This is a genomic window from Kangiella koreensis DSM 16069, from assembly GCF_000024085.1.
Lineage (GTDB): Bacteria > Pseudomonadota > Gammaproteobacteria > Enterobacterales > Kangiellaceae > Kangiella > Kangiella koreensis.
On the sequence record NC_013166.1, the window covers coordinates 2531416 to 2547571 of the forward strand.

Below are 16156 nucleotides of genomic sequence, written 5' to 3' on the forward strand. Positions count from 1 at the left end.
GCCATCTGTATTGAAGCCAAGGGTAGTGCTCTTAATTTCCCCCTGGAGTTAGCCGACAGAAGAAAAAATATAGCGTAAATTGGGCATGGATAGCCCAATTTAGCCAATTCGAAACATGGATGTTTCGTTTGGCGGCGCGTTAATATTTTTGATGAAGGAGGGAAGTCCGAAGGACCTAACGATTGGGGCGTCTTTTCTTTTCGCCCTTTTCTTTGGACGAGCAAAGAAAAGGGCAAATAAAATAACTCTAATCTAGAATAAATTTTCAGTACCAAAAGTAAGGTAATAAAATACTAAAATTCTGACTGTTCCCTCAAAATCTCAAAATCCCTCGCCACAATCCCAACTAAATCTTCACCCGGTAACACTTCATCCGGCGATAACAAGGCGTAACGTCGGCCAAGCGGATCGATGATAAACCAACGAGCTGTGTGTTCGACCAGATAGTTATCAGGGTCATCATGACCTGGAATTTTGTAGAAGGTGACGCCGATGGACTCAGTTAATTTTCGAGTTTCTTCTAAACCAGCATTAATGCCAATAAAGTCTTTGTTAAAAGCTGGAACATATTTAGCTAGTCGCTCAATGCTATCGCGCTCGGGATCGACAGAAACCATCACCACCTGAGTTGAACTGGCAATTTCGGGGGGCAATTTTTGCATCACCTGATTGATGTTGCTCATTGCTGTCGGGCAAACATCTGGGCAGGTGGTAAATCCAAAAAATACAATGCTCCAGTTACCGATGAAGCTTTCCTGATTAAAAGTTTCACCGGTATGAGTCTTACCCTCAAAAGGTGCTATTGCGCGCGGCTCACCAAAGGTGCGCATCAGTTGCATTTCTTTTGGCGCAAACAATAGCTGATAAGACATCACACCAGCCACTAGTGCAAGGACCGCCGATATAATAAAAATCATTCTGGCAAATGCTGAATTTTTCTGCATGTTAGCCTCTATTCTGGATTAAAAGTTAATAAAGGGATCGACATAATGATCGATCAACAAGAATGCGAATAAGAAGGTCAAATAACCGATGGAAACACCAAAGGTTTTCATGGCAATGCCTTCTCGCTCACGATACTTAAGTACCACTGTGTAGTACAAAAACCACAGGCCTAAGGCTACAGCAGCGACCAAATAAATGATCCCACTCATACCAGTCAGGTAAGGCAATATTGTCGATAAGATTAATAGGACCGTATACAGCACGATGGAGGTCTTGGTGAAATCTTCGCCATGCGTTACTGGCAACATCGGGATCTCAGCCTTGGCATAATCTTCAATGCGATGGATTGACAGAGCCCAGAAGTGCGGCGGTGTCCATGTAAAAATAATCAGCACTAACAACCATGCATGAGGGTCAGCTGATCCGGTTACAGAAGTCCAGCCCAAGAGTGGAGGAATAGCACCCGAAAGACCACCGATAACAATATTCTGAGGTGTGGCACGCTTCAAGAACATGGTGTAAACAAAGGCGTAACCAACTAACCCACCTAGTGTTAATACTGCGGTTAGCGGATTGACTAAAAACCACAACATTGCCATTGCTACGATTGCCAGTGCTGCCGAGAAAATAACAGCATTGCGTGGCTTAACCCGTCCTTGTGCTACCGGACGCTGCATGGTGCGCGCCATCATGGTGTCAATGCGCGCATCAACCACATGATTAACCACCGCTGCAGCACCCGAGGCAAAGGCAATACCTAGCGTACCAAAGATTAATGCACTCAATGGCGGAAACCAGCTTTGAGTAACATCATTAGCCAAAAACATGCCCACTACGGCCGTAAAAACCAACAGATAAACCACTTTCGGCTTGGTCAGTTCGTAATAATCACGCCAGGTGATGGGACGTCCCTGGCTTTTCGGCGCACCCTCTGTTGCCTGGGTTTGCTGATTCGAATTAGCCATGCTTGCCTCCCACTAACTTTGGTTGCTTAAATTGCCAGCTGACCAAGAAGTTCACTGCAATCAAGGTTAATAATAAGATGACGCCACCTCCATTATGGGCAACAGCCACATATAGGGGTAATGCGAAAATGATATTGCTGATACCCAACAGCATCTGTCCGATGAGCACTAATGCCAGGGCACGACCAAAATGACGGATCAGCACGCTATCTCTTTCACGAATCATCAAAATAGCCAGTAAACCGACCACTAAAAAGACAAGATAAGCACCGATACGATGACTCACATGAATCGCGACTTTTTGAGCGTGGCTTAAAACGCCACCTTCATAATTAATAAATGACTCACCCTGAGCTTTAGCTAAATCTGCTTCGAACTTTTCTTGTTCAAGCGCTTTAAATTCATCAAACTCAAAGCCTTTCTGCCATAAATCATAACCACCTTGAAAGTCTACATTCTGGGTCCAGCCATCATTACAGAAAGGCAGTTCAGTACAAGCAGTTGCAGCATAGTTGGCTGCAGTCCAACCGCCCAACGCGATTTGCAGAATCACCAGCACAAAACTGACCATCGCCAGCTTTTTAAACTTCTTAGCAACAACCTCTGACAGGGAAACAATCTTCGGCCTTAATTGTAGAATGTATAAAAACAGCAACGATATGATTGAAAAGCCACCCAACAAATGAAGCATGACTACAAACGGATGCACTTTTAAGGTTACTGTCCACATCCCCAATAAGCCTTGGAATATGACCAGCGGTAGAAGAATAGAAGGTATAAGAACCGGAATGGTTGGGTCTTTGCGACGCCCTCTCCAGGCACCGATAAAGAGAATGATAATGACCAGGCCAATTGCCTTTGCAAAGTGGCGGTGAATCATTTCAGGCCAGGCCTTATCTGCCTCAAAAACCTGATTGTATTTAACCTCTGCCTGCTTAATATATTCAGCATCTTGTGGCACTGTGAAATGACCATAACAACCCGGCCAATCGGGGCAACCCAGGCCAGCATCACTAAGACGTGTCCAGGCACCTAATAAAATCACACACAAAGCCAGTACGCTGGCAAATATGGCAAACTTACGTAATGTTTTCTTTTGCATTGATAGTACCTGCTTACAAACCTGTGGTCTTAATGGCGCGGCGCGCATCATCACGCAGACCTTTGCTGCGCATTATTGCTTCCTGCTCATTAGCGACTGGTTCGTAGCGCATGAAAATATTGCCATGCACATCCATCAAATAGATCTTCCCAGCCTCAAGTTGCACGCTATCGCCCACTGTCGGCTGTCCAGTGCCACGAGCAAGCCTTAGTTGTTCGCTGTTCTGCACCTTATCTTCATAAATAATGTCATCAGGGAAAACGATAAGACGAGTCAATTTTTCAGACTCTTTGCCTAATGTAGCGTGAGTCTGCGTCAGCCAATGAATATTCAATTCACAAGCTTCATCACAGGTGTTCTGCTCAGGAAAATAAATCCACCACCACTGAGTTTCAAAATCTTTAAAGTGTAATGGCTGGTCATCAACACCAAACCATTCAAATTGATCGAAGTGCGGGTAGGGCGTTTGCAAAAGGGTGCCGTTATTCTTGGTTGCCACATGAAACCAACCCATATGCATCGCCACATAGGCCAGAATCACTGGGGCGGCAAATACCAGAACCAGAGCTGAAACGACTTTTCGGTTTTGACTGCGTACTTTCGGGTCAACCGTTTGCTGACTCATCTTGTCTCTCTCGCTTTAGATTTAACACAATGAATAATATGATCAGTACCAAGGCCATCCCAAACCACTGAACCGCATAGGCAATATGCTTTTCTGGGGGGCTTGCCACCAACTCCCACTGCCTGACGAAAGGGGAACTGGAATCTGCCTGCTGCCTGACCACAAAAGGAGCGGTATAATACCCTATTTCACCTGCTTTTTCTGCAATAGTTTCCAGATCAAACTGGCCAATTAGCCAGGCATCATCAAACTTTTGCCACTGGGCATTTTGTGCCACAACCTGATTAGAGCCTTTCGAGAAATAGAGCTGGCCTGACAGCTTATTATCCGTAAATTTCGGGATATTGGGCACTTTTTGGTAAAAATCCTGGCGCGGAAGCCAACCTCGGCTCACTAATATATATTCTTCAGGATTGCCTTGAGAACCAGACTCTGTTTGCCATAAGCCATAAACTTCATAACCCAATCGTCCATCATGCTTTTGATTGTCCACTACCAGATGCACATCATTAACGGGTTGCCCAGCAACCATGACTTTGGTCTGATCTGGTTTTTCTAACTGCAATGCTTGCTCCAGACTGATGCTTTGCTGACTGGATTTAGCTTCCAAACTTGCTATTAGCTCGCGCTTTTCCTGAGCCCGATCAAGCTGCCAGACCCCAAGTCTTAGCAAGACAGGTAATAACAACAGGAAGGCTATTGTTGGAATCAGGCTAGGTGCAAACAACCGGCCACCTATTGGTAATTGAAACAAAGGTTTAGACAAAACAAGCCCTTATCATTCTACTGCTTCAGTTTTTATGCCCAATCTGAGTATAATGCGGCTCTAGCCCCATTAAATTCGATCTGTCTTTTGCAGATTGGTTACCAGCAAAGAATTAAATTATGTGGATTAAAGTTGTACTTATTATATTGATGCTCGCCATATTATTCAGCCTTTTTAGAGGGTTGTTCTTTTTAGGCAAGGGCGACGAAGAATCAAGCAAAAAACTGGTTAAAGCTTTAAGCTGGCGAATCGGCCTATCTATCTTATTGTTTATCATTGTAATTTTGCTACATTACTTTGGTGTGCTTGAGCTTAGAGAGAGCGTCCTGCCGGTTGAAACTTCACCCCAAGGAACGAGTAGTGAATCAATCAAACTCCCAAAAAGCTGGTAAATATTGCAATCAGTGCGGACAAAAGAACTTTCGTCCGCAAAGAACCATCAAAGAACTGTTAGTCGAGTTTGTAGAAGATTGGCTGAACTATGACTCGAAAGTTTTCAAAACCGCTCGCATGCTAATAAAGCCTGCCGCCTTATCTCGAGATTACTTCACCAACTCACACCATAAGAATCATTACGTCACCCCAATCAAGCTCTATCTGATCCTATCGATTATTTTCCTGATAATGACCAAGGCTGGCGGATTCACTCTCACTAATGTTCAGTTTGGCGGTGAAGAACTCACTCCCGAGCAGCAAGTAGAGCTACAACAAGAACTTGCCGATGCAAGAGTACAATTAAGTGACAACGACAATATTAATCCACAAGTATTGAAGGCCATCGAAGAAGCTCAAAACAATTCAGCAGATAACAAGCCATTGGATCCATTTGAGCAAACTCTAAACTGTAAAGCTGAAGCCAAAGATATCTTTCATTTATGGCCACAATGGCTTGACCAGGCTTTAGAGCAACGCATTGATAAGCTCTGTGATACTTACCACGACATCTCCTACTTACCAGAAGAAAAACAGAAAGCTGCACGTAGTGCTTTAGGGCTCTCAATTGTACAGAATATGATTGAAGTGATCCCACAAACAATGCTGTTTGCACTGCCGATTTTTGCGTTACTGTTGAGCCTGTTTTATCTCTTCAAAAAGCGGCTGTACGTTGAACACCTGGTACTCTTAATTCACAGCCACAGTTTTATGTTTGCCATTATTTTGCTTTATCTGGGCTGGTCTCAACTGGTCGGTTGGTTGCCTCAGCTACAAGTGCTGCATCTCGGCTGGTTTGTTTTCTTTGGATTAATACTCTATCTATTTTATGCGCAAAAGAATTTTTATCAGACCGGTTATTGGGCAACCAGCTGGCGCTTCCTGCTGTTTGGAATTCTCTACTTTATGATTTTCGGGTTTATGCTGATTGTGGCGTTACTGATTGGATTGATGTCGACTTAACCGACAGCGTTTATCAATTGCCATAATAGCCTTTGACTAAGTGTTCCCAGTCACTTTCTTGCCAGTTGAAGTCTGAAAATTTTGAAAGTTCCTTTCTCAGCGAACGTTGCAGCCGCGCCAGATTAGTTTCCAGCTTGGTGCTTTTATTAGACATGAGTCGACCTTTATCAAAGTCGATCACCCAGAACCTGCCTTGAGCGTCTAACAGAATATTATGAATGTTTAAGTCGGAATGATAGACACCCTTGTCGTGGAACTGCTTAACCAGCGCTCCTACTGCTTTCCACTCATCAGCAGAAAGAGAACGCTGTCGCAAAACATGAAAAAGGTCTTGAGCGTTTTTTATCAGCCCAATAATGATCGATGCGCGGTAAGTAAAGCCATTTTTATCTACCATCAAAGCCACAGGCTCAGGAACTGGCAGTCCTTTTTTGTACATCTTTTTAAGTAAAGAAAGCTCACGATATGCTCGTGTTCTTTTTAAGCCTGTGAATAGATAAGAGTCCTCAACCCACTTCGATAGAATACCGCCCCGGTAGTATTTTCGAAGCACGAACTGCTCGTCCTGCTGTTGAAAAAACCAGGTGGTACTTCGTCCAGTTGAGTGTCCAATGATAGCTCCCTGCTCTGCTAATACTTTTGAGTCAAACCAGTCACTAGTAACTTTGTCGCGGTAGCGCTTGGTTGTCACCAGGAACCGATTTCTGTCAACTTGTTGAATTTTCACAGAAACGTAAACGGGACTGATGGTTGGTTTATGGCTTACTATACATTAAAATCGACGCAAGTCCCTAATTTTCAAGGTCATACTGTGTTAGAAAACTTTCCTCAGTCGCCACAAGCAATTTGCATTTTGCGCCTTTCAGCTATTGGCGATGTGTGTCATGCAGTATCGACCGTCCAAGCCATTCAACGACAATATCCCGAAGCATTGATCACCTGGGTTATTGGCAAAGTGGAGGCGCAGCTACTAAAGCATTTACCTGACGTTGAATTTGTCATCTTCGATAAAAGTAAGGGCATTAAAGCGTATGCTGAGCTGCGTAATGCTATGAAGGGACGCGAATACGATATTTTGCTGCACATGCAACTGGCTTTACGTGCCAATCTTGCTGCTTACTTTATTCCTGCCAAGATAAAATTAGGCTTTGAGAAAAAACGCAGTAAAGAACTGCACTCGCTGTTTGTTAACGAGCATATTACCGACAGTAAAGGCATGCATGTATTGGAAGGCTTTCGAAATTTTGCCCGTGCTATTGGCGTGCCAGACAGTCAGCCCTTATGGAATATCCCACTGCCGCACGAAGTCGAATTGTGGGCCGACAATCAATTGCCTCAGGAATCATTCATGGTGATATCACCTGGCGCCAGCAAAGCGGAGCGAAACTGGCTCGCAGCCCGATACGCTAAAGTCGCAGATTATTGTCACGCCAAAGGTTTCACTATAGTTATGACCGGTGGGCCAAGTGCTATGGAACGCTCGCTGGGAGATAGTATTTTAAGCCACACCAAATCTCCTATCATTGATTTAATAGGCAATACCAATTTAAAGCAATTATTGGCGGTTTTGAAAGCTGCCAAATTTGTTATCGCTCCGGACTCAGGCCCTGCACACATGGCTGTCACACAAGGTACGCCTGTGATTGGTCTGTACGCACATAGCAACCCGCAACGAACCGGGCCCTATTTATATTTAGACTATGTTGCCGATGCTTATACCGCATCAGCAACACAGCAACTCAATTGCTCGGTCAACGAACTGCCATGGGGTTATCGATTGAAAGGCGACAACCTGATGCAACAGATTACTGTTGAACAGGTAACCCACTTAATTGACCAGGTGATGCAAGACTTTCTAAATGAAAATATTGTAGACCAGAATAGTGGCCAATAAGACAGCAACTACACCCTGACAGACATTTAAAAACACATCTTCGGCATCATACTCATGCACATGTTTAGGCTTAACTATTTTAGTTTTCATGGATTCTCCTTGCTTTCGCTGTTATCCAATGAGACTTCAGTATTTAACAAAAACTCAGCATTGTCCTGTCTGTTTCCCGAACTTTTTAACTGGCTTAAAAAGCAATGATTTAGATCAATGTTCAGAAATTTTAAGATGCTGTCGAACAGACTTTCTTCAGACTTCTGTGACAAAAACAAAACAACTGTTACACGAACAGTATAATCATTACCTGCATTAGAATAGCTATCACTAGGATGAGTAAAAGAACTTTTAGTTTTTGGTTAAGTGAACGATGTGTTGTTATCTGATTCTTCTTTTTGTTTTCGTTAACAAAGAGCTCTATGTTAAGTAGCTTTAATTCAGAACTCTGAACAGGCCTTTTAACTTTTTTTTCGGCCCCTATACTGTTTTTCTTTCCGATGCCTATGTTTGAGTATCCATTTTGCTCAAGCCCCATGCTAACGCCATGACTTTTTAAGCAATCATCATGACGCCTACCGTGACTAATCAGTGACGCTGAATTCAGCACCTTATACGAAGGGTTGTTGTATAACATATACCCTTGCCGAGCTATTGTTTTCAGCTCTGGGCTACGATGCTCAGCCACCTGTCGGAAAGTTTTACGTAACTTGGAGATACTGCAGTAAATTGCATCATCACTAATTGAAACTCCATGCCAGACTTCCTCAAACAATGTATCTTTAGTGACAAGTTCTCCAGCATGTTCATTCAGGCATACTAGTACTTGCATCACTTTTGGTTCCAGTTCAAATATCTTTTCATCAATCGATAGCTGGTTCAGGGCAGGGTCAACCTGCCAATCGACCAGTTGGAAACCTCCAGAAAGGTGCTGTTGCATCGCCATTTCCTTGTCTTTTGACGTGGGCCTGAATGTTTTGAGGGCTAGTATTACTCATTCCGACAGGTTAGACCGTCAAAACAAAATAAAGTTATTTTTCGTATCAAATGATACTAAAAATCAACATACCAACCAAAAGTAGTGCGATTATTACCCAGCAGACGTCAAGAAAAACATCCTCCAGATCTAAGCGAAAGGTTTTTTTAGTATTAGTGTTCATAATGGTACTCCTTGTACTAGGTTGTTAATAGCAAAATATGCTTGTTCTGTACCTATATGACACGACTTTTGAAAAAACTGTTGTGAGGAAATGTAACTAACTTTGTCTCTGTTGAAATAACTGTACCATTTTTGGGAAAGCGTAAAGAATGTATGCCAAATTATGTTTCTAGACACATATCTCAATAGATATTTCAGTAGCTTTTGCAGTTATTGGGAAGGAGTAAAGTTAAAAGCTGGTTGTTGCAGTAATACTAAAATCCCATTCGCTGAGATAATCAGAATTAACAGGCTTAGCAAAATTAATGTTCACCAGATTGCGGCCACTGGAACGTGAGAAGAATAACCGTATACCCAACCCGACTGATATAAGAGTTCCCTCCTCCTGATTTGGATACAGAGTGTCACCTCTTGCCCTGCCTATATCCGTAAAAGCAGCAAATCCAACATCAACCAATTTAAATAAATTAATTCCGGGATAATACCGCTTCTCAAGATTAACCAGATAAGCCTGGTCACCATGCTGATATTGCAGTGGGTAACCCCTCAAACCAGACTCACCTCCAATTGATATAGGCCTATCTATGAAAGGATTCTCTGCTCCCCAAAATTGTAGCTTGCCATACCAAATTCGAGTATCAGAAGCATGGTGAAAATACTCATATCCCGCCGAATAGTAGTAAGTCGATTCAATCCCACCTTCAGGTTCAACACCATCACCGGTCAACCAGGAGGTATAAATATGTTCATTATTGATTTGGTTTGTATATCGTGAAGACCAATACCAATGAAGAGCTTTCTGGTATTCGCTGTTGCTGGTATTAACACCTATTCTGAGGTTATGACGCCAGCCCAATTGAACATCTTCAGTGCGACCTATCAAATAAAGGTTTTTTGTTTTTATAAAATTATCGTCAAGATACTCAACACCGAACCAGGGATAACTAAAGTCTCGCTCTTCCGGAAGACCAATGGTCAATGGCAACTCCAGAAAGCTATCCTTACGCTGCGTGTAACCAAACTCATAGCGAATCGTTCGATCATTGATCAAGCCTTCAGATACCCCATACGACCACTCAAAATGATCTATCTTATGCTCAAATACATTAACCTCTTCATCATTACTATAGATGGTATCATCACGACGCTCGGTGTTGACGTATAGCTCAGCTCCCCACTCATCATCCAGAGTGTAAAAAGGCTTGCTTAAGCCGAGGGAATACTGCTCGCCATCCGAAGTGTCCGATAAAACCAAAGAGGCCTGGATATGGCTCTCGGTGGAAACCTGAGAGGATAGGACAAGCGAATAACCGCTGCGCTGCTGCTCCTTGAAATAGAGCATGGTAGCTCTAAGGCCGTGCCCCAGTAAGTTATCGTCTTCTATTCCGTAGGAATACTCGGTGACTCCCCCTTTGCGGCTGACATCAACTTTAGGCACAAGTGTCCAGTTTTCCCATGTGTTGACATCAATGATTATGCCGTCGCCACTTGCTGACTCTTTCCAGGTCACTCTGGCGTCACGTAAGAATGACTTTGACCTTAATATTCTTTCTGCTTCATCAATGCTGCGCAGACTGATTGAGTCACCTTCTTTAAAAGGTAACAACCGACTAACCACATAGGGATAAGTATCAATGTGCAGTTTATCTGCGGTTTCATACAGCCAACCGGTGCGCTCTTCCTCACTAAAAATCGGATTGACCGTTATCCTGATTTTGTCAATTTTGACTTGCTCATCGGCTTGTCCAACAGCAGCAAAAACAGTCAGCAAGACTGCCAACATCATCAGGTTTGCCGTTGTAACCATTACCTTACAAGCCTTCAATATGAATCCCTTAGTTGTTTTATTATGACTAATCTTCTGCCACTAACTTCCATCATAGAATGACTTTTGGCAGATGTCATGCGTTGAATTTCGTGACAGTTTTCATAGAGTTAGCAATGCAAATATGACTATCTATAACTGTTGACAAAGTATAGCTCTTTAACTAGCATCACTTGCAAATGGAATTTTAAATGGTTACGGAAATACAGAAAGGACACAGGTCTCATGATGAGCAAGTGGCTTTCTGTCATAAGTTTTACTAACCAAAAACCCAAGACAAGGAGAAAGTTATGTCTGGAAGCAAAGAAGCCGTTGAACTGGCTACCCACCTACCCGAAATCGGTTTTCCCGAATTCACCACCAAATTAGTCAGCGATGTTTTTGATACGTTAATCGCCTCTAATTTACGCCAAACTGAAGCCTACGTTGAGCTATTAAAACAAACGGGGAAATCATTACAGGCATTTATCAACGATACCAAGGATGACATCGATGGCAATATGCTGTTGCAGTTCCTATCCAAAGTTGTTGGCGCCGACAATGATGGTAACCCAGTGGTTAAACCCGGTGGGACATTAACCCAAGCTCAAGCCTCTGACCTTAATAAGGCAGTCGAAGTCAAAGATGCAGGTATCGACTCTGATAACAAAGCGGTTACTCATGGTTCACTGGATGAGAGCAAGTTTCAGAAAATTCTGGATGCCGTTGCTAACCGTCTGGCAGCTGATAAATATACCCTTCTTAAAGAAATGGTTAAGCAAGGTCTACTACGCCTAGTCATTGAGCAGGGTGAAATTGAAACACGTCTTACATTCAACACTTACGGTTCATCCTACCTACAAAATCGTTCGACCGATTACAACCGTAAAGATTTTAACTTCCGAGCAAAAGCCAAAACCGGAGGACTCTTGTCAGGTTGGGTAAAAGCTTCTGCTTCAACCTCCTATAACAGCATTAAAGTATCGACAGCGACTAAAACTGATATTGATCGCTCAAGTAGTAGCGTGCAAATTTATGGTCGAGTTCACCTTAACTTTAAAACTGATTATTTACCATTAGACCAAGACTAAGCGGGAGCACATTATGTCAGAAGAAATTTTGACGCCCGCTGATATGGGCTTCGCTGAATTTGTGGCGAAGCTCATTTCTGAAGTGTTCGATGCCGTCGTCACTTCCCAAGCGGAGCAAGAAGAAAAACTGCTGGAAATAAAGGAACTGATCAGCCAGCCTGAAGAGTTATTCGTCGATAATTTACTGCAGGATGATGCCTTTCTTGATCAAATTGAGCGCCTGTTAAGCAGTTATTTCCCAACCAAAAATGACAAAAACATCCATGCCATTTACGAAGGCGCTCCCTACAAAGCTAAAAAGGGTAATAGTCCAGAATCACCAGCAATTCTTGAGCAGCTGGGTCTCGATCTATCCGAGAGTGATTCAGCCACAAAAGGCAAGTTTACGAATCACGATGTACTTGAAGTTTACCGTTCAGTAGCCCGACCTTTTGCCCAACAAAAACGCCAGGCAATGATAAATGCTATTGAACATGGGTTTTCAAACATCATTGTCGACAGCGGGAAGATTAATGCCAAATTCACTTTCAATACCTCAGTAGAAAGTGATAACACTGAAGAAGAGCCAACATCTTCTAACGGCAACGCGGCCAACCCTAAACCCAAGCCAAAAGCAAAAAAAGCAGTTATCGACAAACGCATTAAGCTGAAGAACTCACTTCGTAAGTCAGTCATCGATAAACAGACTTCTAATGTGCGCAGTCGTTTAATTTCAAACCCTAATTTAAAGGCTTCTATTTTAAAGCCTAGGTTAGCAAGGGATGTGAAGGTTGCCATCAAACCTGCCAATAACCGTGACCCCCAGGCATCGACGACCACTGCCAATATCTACAGTGAAATCGAGCTTAACTTTAAGTCAATCAGGTAATTGTTATGCCAAGTGTTGATATCGAAGATATGGTTCATCTGGTGCATGGCGAATTGACCTCTGCTTTAGCCAGCACCAGCACATTTTATGACGCACCAATGGTGGAGATTTCTTCCATCAAGGTGCGCATGGGGCAGTTTCCCAGCTCAAAGGAGCAAACTAATCTACAGCTGGATACTGAGCGCTATCCGCTGGCACAAGAAGGCTGGCAATTGGAAGTGACTTATGACGCAAATTCTAACAAGAACCGAAAAGCCCTTGTGCAGTTAACTCAAAACGGAATTCCTAGCTTTTACGCCTATGATTATCTATCCAAGCTACCTGTTCGCTACCTTAATGCCGCTGACACAAAGCTCTCTCAGGCTCTTGCCAAAGCCGGAATCAGGTCGCTTGCTGAACTCATTGAACTCGATGCTCGACAACTTTTGCAAGTTAAGGGAGTACCTTTAGCTAAGTTGCGTAGTATTCAGACCGCAGCTCGCTTGGTACTAACCGATCCGAACCTTTTCATCCCTGATGAAATCCTTAAGCAATCGCTAAGCAATTTTCTTGATGTTTTCCCCAAGCTCAATGATACAGACTATAACTATTACAGCTGGAACAATCTTGAAGTCATTTTTGAATGGGCCCAGCAACTTGAACTCTGTCTCGCTTCTAACCTTATAAAAATGATTACCTTTGAAAAACTGCTTGTAGAAATATCGCCCGAAGAATAATTCCTGCTTTGCTTTCTTGCCCCGCTTTTATGTATGCTAATCGCAAGACATAAAATAGCTGGAACTCATAGTGCTTCCTTTACTGAAAATTCTTCTTATCGAAGATGATAGTTCTATTCTCACAGATTTATCGAGCAATCTGACCAAGACCATTGCCAATTTTGAACGCACCGACGTTACTCTTGAGGTCATTAATTGCCCCGACCTGGTGACAGGTATTCAACACATTCGAGATGATGGTGATATTCAGGCAGTCATTGTAAGTTGGCAAATTCGAGAAAATGCTATTGCTAATCGTTATGCACAATTCATCAGCGAGTTAAAATCTATTCGCCTTGAGTTGCCGGTTTATGTGTTAGGTGATGATAGTAAAGGACTGGATATCGTCAATGAATCAGAAGACATCGAATCCTTCTTCTTCAAAGATGATGTGCTGTCCGATCCAGAATCCATTCTCGGCTACATCATTAACGACTTTGACGATCGTTGCGAAACACCTTTCTGGACTGCTTATAAGCGTTACGTAGCAGAGTCCAATGACTCCTGGCACACGCCTGGACATAGCGGCGGCGCCAGTTTCAGGAACTCGCCCTATATCAGCGACTTTTATCAGTTCTATGGCCGCAACGTTTTCGTTGGTGATTTATCAGTTTCAGTCGACTCATTGGGCTCGCTATCCGACAGCACCAACTACATCGGCCGCGCCCAACAAGCAGCAGCAGTGACCTTTGAAGTCAAACGAACTTACTTCGTGACTAATGGCTCTTCCACCTCTAACAAAATCATTCTGCAAACGCTGTTGCGCAAAGGTGACAAAGTGATCATTGACCGTAACTGCCATAAGTCAGTGCATTACGGAATACTGCAATCGGCGAGTTTGCCCATTTACTTATCAAGCATCCTTAACCCTAAATACGGTATTTTTGCGCCACCCTCCCTAGCCGACATGAAACAGGCAATAGAGCAAAACTCTGATGCGAAATTATTAGTGCTAACGGGATGTACTTATGATGGCCTGCTCAGTGATTTAAAACAGGTAGTTGAGCTGGCTCATAGTCATAACATTAAGGTCTTTATTGACGAGGCCTGGTTTGCCTATTCGTTATTCCACCCTGAATTCCGTCACTACTCAGCCATCAATGCTGGTGCTGACTACGTTACTCACTCAGCCCACAAAGTCGTGTCAGCCTTTTCTCAAGCCTCTTACATCCATATTAATGATCATGACTTTGATGAAGATTTCTTCCGTGAAATTTATAGCATCTATGCCAGCACCTCGCCAAAATATCAGTTAATCGCCTCGCTCGATGTGTGCCACAAGCAATTAGAAATGGAAGGCTACAAAATTCTCAATGCCTTACTGAATCATGTTGCTGAATTCAAACAACAGATGGCCAGTCTAAATAGAATTAAGGTACTGGGTAAGGATGATTTTAAATCACTGTTTCCTCATTTTGCATCCGACAACATGGGGCACGATCCACTTAAAATTCTTATCGATATTAGTGAGTTACCTTACTCACATAAAGATATTCACAAGTACCTGCTGGATGAAGTTGGACTCGAGATCGAGAAGTACACTCATAGTACGATACTCGTATTGCTGACCCTTGGCGGTACCCGCTCCAAAATTATTCGACTGTATAACGCATTGAAAAAACTGGATAGTGGACGGGTTAAATTAACCACAGCCACTCGTCGCTCTAAAATTCCCAATAATTTACCGCCTATTGAATTAGCCTGCCTTCCCAACGAAGCCTTCTTTGGTCAAAGGGAATGCTTACCCATTTCTGAAGTCGAAAACCGAATCTGTGCAGGCCTAGTGACACCTTATCCACCGGGCATACCATTACTGGTTCCGGGCCAAATTATCAGACGTGAACAACTGGAATATCTATCAGCACTCACCAACCAAAACTTAACGATTCAGGGCAGTTTTGATGGTGAAATTTATGTGCTTAAAGAAGACTAGAACCACTATTAATTATATAGAATAACCATAATATGAAGAGGCTGAAGAACCTGTCGTAATATTTTTAATATATGTACCTGGAAGATCAAACCTTGTATATTCCCAGAGGATTAACAACAAGATAACTAATAAAGAGCCTTTATCCCAAGCTCTTTATATATGCTTGAAGTAGTAACCTGTCCTATTAATTTATTAACCCTTTCTGCATTCAAGGAGAGTCTTTTGAAACAACTACTTTTTTCCTCCATCAGCATCTTATTCCTTGCTGGATGCGCATCCATTCAGGCGCCCTCGTCATCCGACACTCAACCTGTGACTACAAAACCTAAATACGAAACCTACGTTCAAGTCGGCCAGTTGATGCCATTAAAAACAGTTACTACCATCGATGGTAAAAGTATCGATTTGACCAATCCCGAAAAACGCAAACTTGTCATACTGTTCGCAACCTGGTGCTCCGACTCTCAACGCGCCATGAAGGCACTCCACGAATCCGACATACTGAATCAGGAAGACTTACAAATCGTTGCTATTGCTCGCGAAAATACGGTTGAGGAGATTAAGAAATTCAGGCAGGAAAGAAATATCACCATTGACTTAGTCGCCGATGTCGATCGAAGTATTTATAAACAATTCGCCAGCGCAGGCATTCCGCGCTTTATTCTGGTGGATAAAAACAACCGCATCGTCAACGAAGTGTTAGCAGAGGGTGAAAACCAGATAGAATTGATTCAGTGGTAATAAAGACTTATTCACTTTCTTTTGTGATGACTCACCAGGCCTCGATCCGATTAATTTCTAATTGCTCACTGGTAAATGTACTTTGACCCCATTAATTTTATTTGTTAGGGCTCTCGTTAGGA

The 16156-nt window shown here is 42.9% G+C and carries 17 protein-coding genes; 8 read left to right on the plus strand and 9 right to left on the minus strand.

Translation table 11 applies throughout. The annotated features are described in order from the left end of the window. Window positions 1-293 precede the first annotated feature (293 nt). Genes KKOR_RS11710 through KKOR_RS11730 form a run of 5 tightly spaced genes read right to left on the minus strand, consistent with a single transcriptional unit; the run spans window position 294 to window position 4403 of the window. Window positions 294-944 carry an SCO family protein gene (locus tag KKOR_RS11710; protein WP_015781345.1) on the minus strand — a complete coding sequence of 217 codons (651 nt, stop codon included), beginning with the start codon at window positions 942-944 and terminating at the stop codon, window positions 294-296. An 18-nt stretch (window positions 945-962) separates the two neighbouring features. After that, complete coding sequence (gene cyoE, locus KKOR_RS11715; RefSeq protein WP_015781346.1) at window positions 963-1910, minus strand: heme o synthase; 948 nt, start codon at window positions 1908-1910, stop codon at window positions 963-965. Beyond that, the gene (locus tag KKOR_RS11720) at window positions 1903-3012 is read right to left on the minus strand and encodes a COX15/CtaA family protein (protein WP_015781347.1); all 1110 of its coding nucleotides are present in this window, start codon (window positions 3010-3012) and stop codon (window positions 1903-1905) included. Before KKOR_RS11720 ends, cyoE begins: the two co-directional genes overlap by 8 nt. Window positions 3013-3025: 13 nt before the next feature. Continuing rightward, window positions 3026-3637 (minus strand): hypothetical protein, encoded by a 612-nt coding sequence (locus KKOR_RS11725; RefSeq protein WP_015781348.1) that lies wholly within the window; start codon window positions 3635-3637, stop codon window positions 3026-3028. Beyond that, window positions 3618-4403 carry an SURF1 family protein gene (locus KKOR_RS11730; RefSeq protein ID WP_015781349.1) on the minus strand — a complete coding sequence of 262 codons (786 nt, stop codon included), beginning with the start codon at window positions 4401-4403 and terminating at the stop codon, window positions 3618-3620. Before KKOR_RS11730 ends, KKOR_RS11725 begins: the two co-directional genes overlap by 20 nt. A 119-nt stretch (window positions 4404-4522) precedes the next feature. On the opposite strand from KKOR_RS11730, the gene KKOR_RS11735 reads away from it, so the two are divergent. After that, window positions 4523-4795, plus strand: a complete 273-nt coding sequence (locus tag KKOR_RS11735) for a twin transmembrane helix small protein (protein ID WP_015781350.1) — start codon at window positions 4523-4525, stop codon at window positions 4793-4795. Beyond that, window positions 4764-5798: a DUF3667 domain-containing protein gene (locus tag KKOR_RS11740; RefSeq protein WP_015781351.1), complete on the plus strand. Its 1035-nt coding sequence runs from the start codon at window positions 4764-4766 to the stop codon at window positions 5796-5798. The genes KKOR_RS11735 and KKOR_RS11740 overlap by 32 nt, the downstream gene beginning before the upstream one ends. A gap of 13 nt (window positions 5799-5811) precedes the next feature. Here KKOR_RS11740 and KKOR_RS11745 read toward each other — a convergent pair whose 3' ends face one another. After that, the gene (locus KKOR_RS11745; RefSeq protein ID WP_015781352.1) at window positions 5812-6525 is read right to left on the minus strand and encodes a 3-deoxy-D-manno-octulosonic acid kinase; all 714 of its coding nucleotides are present in this window, start codon (window positions 6523-6525) and stop codon (window positions 5812-5814) included. A gap of 30 nt (window positions 6526-6555) precedes the next feature. On the opposite strand from KKOR_RS11745, the gene KKOR_RS11750 reads away from it, so the two are divergent. Then, entirely contained in the window at window positions 6556-7692 is a 1137-nt protein-coding gene (locus tag KKOR_RS11750) for a glycosyltransferase family 9 protein (RefSeq protein ID WP_083777366.1), read from the plus strand. Here KKOR_RS11750 and KKOR_RS13715 read toward each other — a convergent pair. From KKOR_RS13715 to KKOR_RS11765, 3 genes are all read right to left on the minus strand, one after another. Beyond that, window positions 7654-7782 (minus strand): hypothetical protein, encoded by a 129-nt coding sequence (locus tag KKOR_RS13715; RefSeq protein ID WP_267195225.1) that lies wholly within the window; start codon window positions 7780-7782, stop codon window positions 7654-7656. The genes KKOR_RS11750 and KKOR_RS13715 overlap by 39 nt on opposite strands. 187 nt (window positions 7783-7969) lie before the next feature. Further along, entirely contained in the window at window positions 7970-8623 is a 654-nt protein-coding gene (locus tag KKOR_RS11760) for a winged helix-turn-helix domain-containing protein (RefSeq protein WP_015781354.1), read from the minus strand. A gap of 448 nt (window positions 8624-9071) precedes the next feature. Further along, window positions 9072-10649 carry a BamA/TamA family outer membrane protein gene (locus tag KKOR_RS11765; protein ID WP_015781356.1) on the minus strand — a complete coding sequence of 526 codons (1578 nt, stop codon included), beginning with the start codon at window positions 10647-10649 and terminating at the stop codon, window positions 9072-9074. Window positions 10650-10957: 308 nt separating this feature from the next. Between KKOR_RS11765 and KKOR_RS11770 the strand changes: the two genes are divergently transcribed. From KKOR_RS11770 to KKOR_RS11790, 5 genes are all read left to right on the plus strand, one after another. After that, entirely contained in the window at window positions 10958-11737 is a 780-nt protein-coding gene (locus tag KKOR_RS11770; RefSeq protein ID WP_015781357.1) for a hypothetical protein, read from the plus strand. Window positions 11738-11750: 13 nt separating this feature from the next. Continuing rightward, on the plus strand, window positions 11751-12605 hold the full coding sequence (locus KKOR_RS11775; protein ID WP_015781358.1) for a hypothetical protein: 855 nt from the start codon (window positions 11751-11753) through the stop codon (window positions 12603-12605). A gap of 5 nt (window positions 12606-12610) precedes the next feature. Next, window positions 12611-13321, plus strand: a complete 711-nt coding sequence (locus KKOR_RS11780; protein WP_015781359.1) for a helix-hairpin-helix domain-containing protein — start codon at window positions 12611-12613, stop codon at window positions 13319-13321. Between the two features lie 70 nt (window positions 13322-13391). Beyond that, window positions 13392-15293 (plus strand): aminotransferase class I/II-fold pyridoxal phosphate-dependent enzyme, encoded by a 1902-nt coding sequence (locus KKOR_RS11785; protein WP_015781360.1) that lies wholly within the window; start codon window positions 13392-13394, stop codon window positions 15291-15293. Window positions 15294-15515: 222 nt separating this feature from the next. After that, complete coding sequence (locus KKOR_RS11790; RefSeq protein ID WP_041296056.1) at window positions 15516-16034, plus strand: TlpA family protein disulfide reductase; 519 nt, start codon at window positions 15516-15518, stop codon at window positions 16032-16034. Window positions 16035-16156: the final 122 nt, after the last annotated feature.

Coding starts and splice junctions, on each gene's coding strand:
- KKOR_RS11770 (WP_015781357.1), top strand. CDS start 10,958: ATGTCTGGAAGCAAAGAAGCCGTTGAACTGGCTACCCACCTACCCGAA.
- KKOR_RS11780 (WP_015781359.1), top strand. CDS start 12,611: ATGCCAAGTGTTGATATCGAAGATATGGTTCATCTGGTGCATGGCGAA.
- KKOR_RS11725 (WP_015781348.1), bottom strand. CDS start 3,637: ATGAGTCAGCAAACGGTTGACCCGAAAGTACGCAGTCAAAACCGAAAA.
- KKOR_RS11750 (WP_083777366.1), top strand. CDS start 6,556: ATGGCTTACTATACATTAAAATCGACGCAAGTCCCTAATTTTCAAGGT.
- KKOR_RS13715 (WP_267195225.1), bottom strand. CDS start 7,782: ATGAAAACTAAAATAGTTAAGCCTAAACATGTGCATGAGTATGATGCC.
- KKOR_RS11710 (WP_015781345.1), bottom strand. CDS start 944: ATGCAGAAAAATTCAGCATTTGCCAGAATGATTTTTATTATATCGGCG.
- KKOR_RS11720 (WP_015781347.1), bottom strand. CDS start 3,012: ATGCAAAAGAAAACATTACGTAAGTTTGCCATATTTGCCAGCGTACTG.
- KKOR_RS11760 (WP_015781354.1), bottom strand. CDS start 8,623: ATGCAACAGCACCTTTCTGGAGGTTTCCAACTGGTCGATTGGCAGGTT.
- KKOR_RS11775 (WP_015781358.1), top strand. CDS start 11,751: ATGTCAGAAGAAATTTTGACGCCCGCTGATATGGGCTTCGCTGAATTT.
- KKOR_RS11765 (WP_015781356.1), bottom strand. CDS start 10,649: ATGGTTACAACGGCAAACCTGATGATGTTGGCAGTCTTGCTGACTGTT.
- KKOR_RS11735 (WP_015781350.1), top strand. CDS start 4,523: ATGTGGATTAAAGTTGTACTTATTATATTGATGCTCGCCATATTATTC.
- cyoE (WP_015781346.1), bottom strand. CDS start 1,910: ATGGCTAATTCGAATCAGCAAACCCAGGCAACAGAGGGTGCGCCGAAA.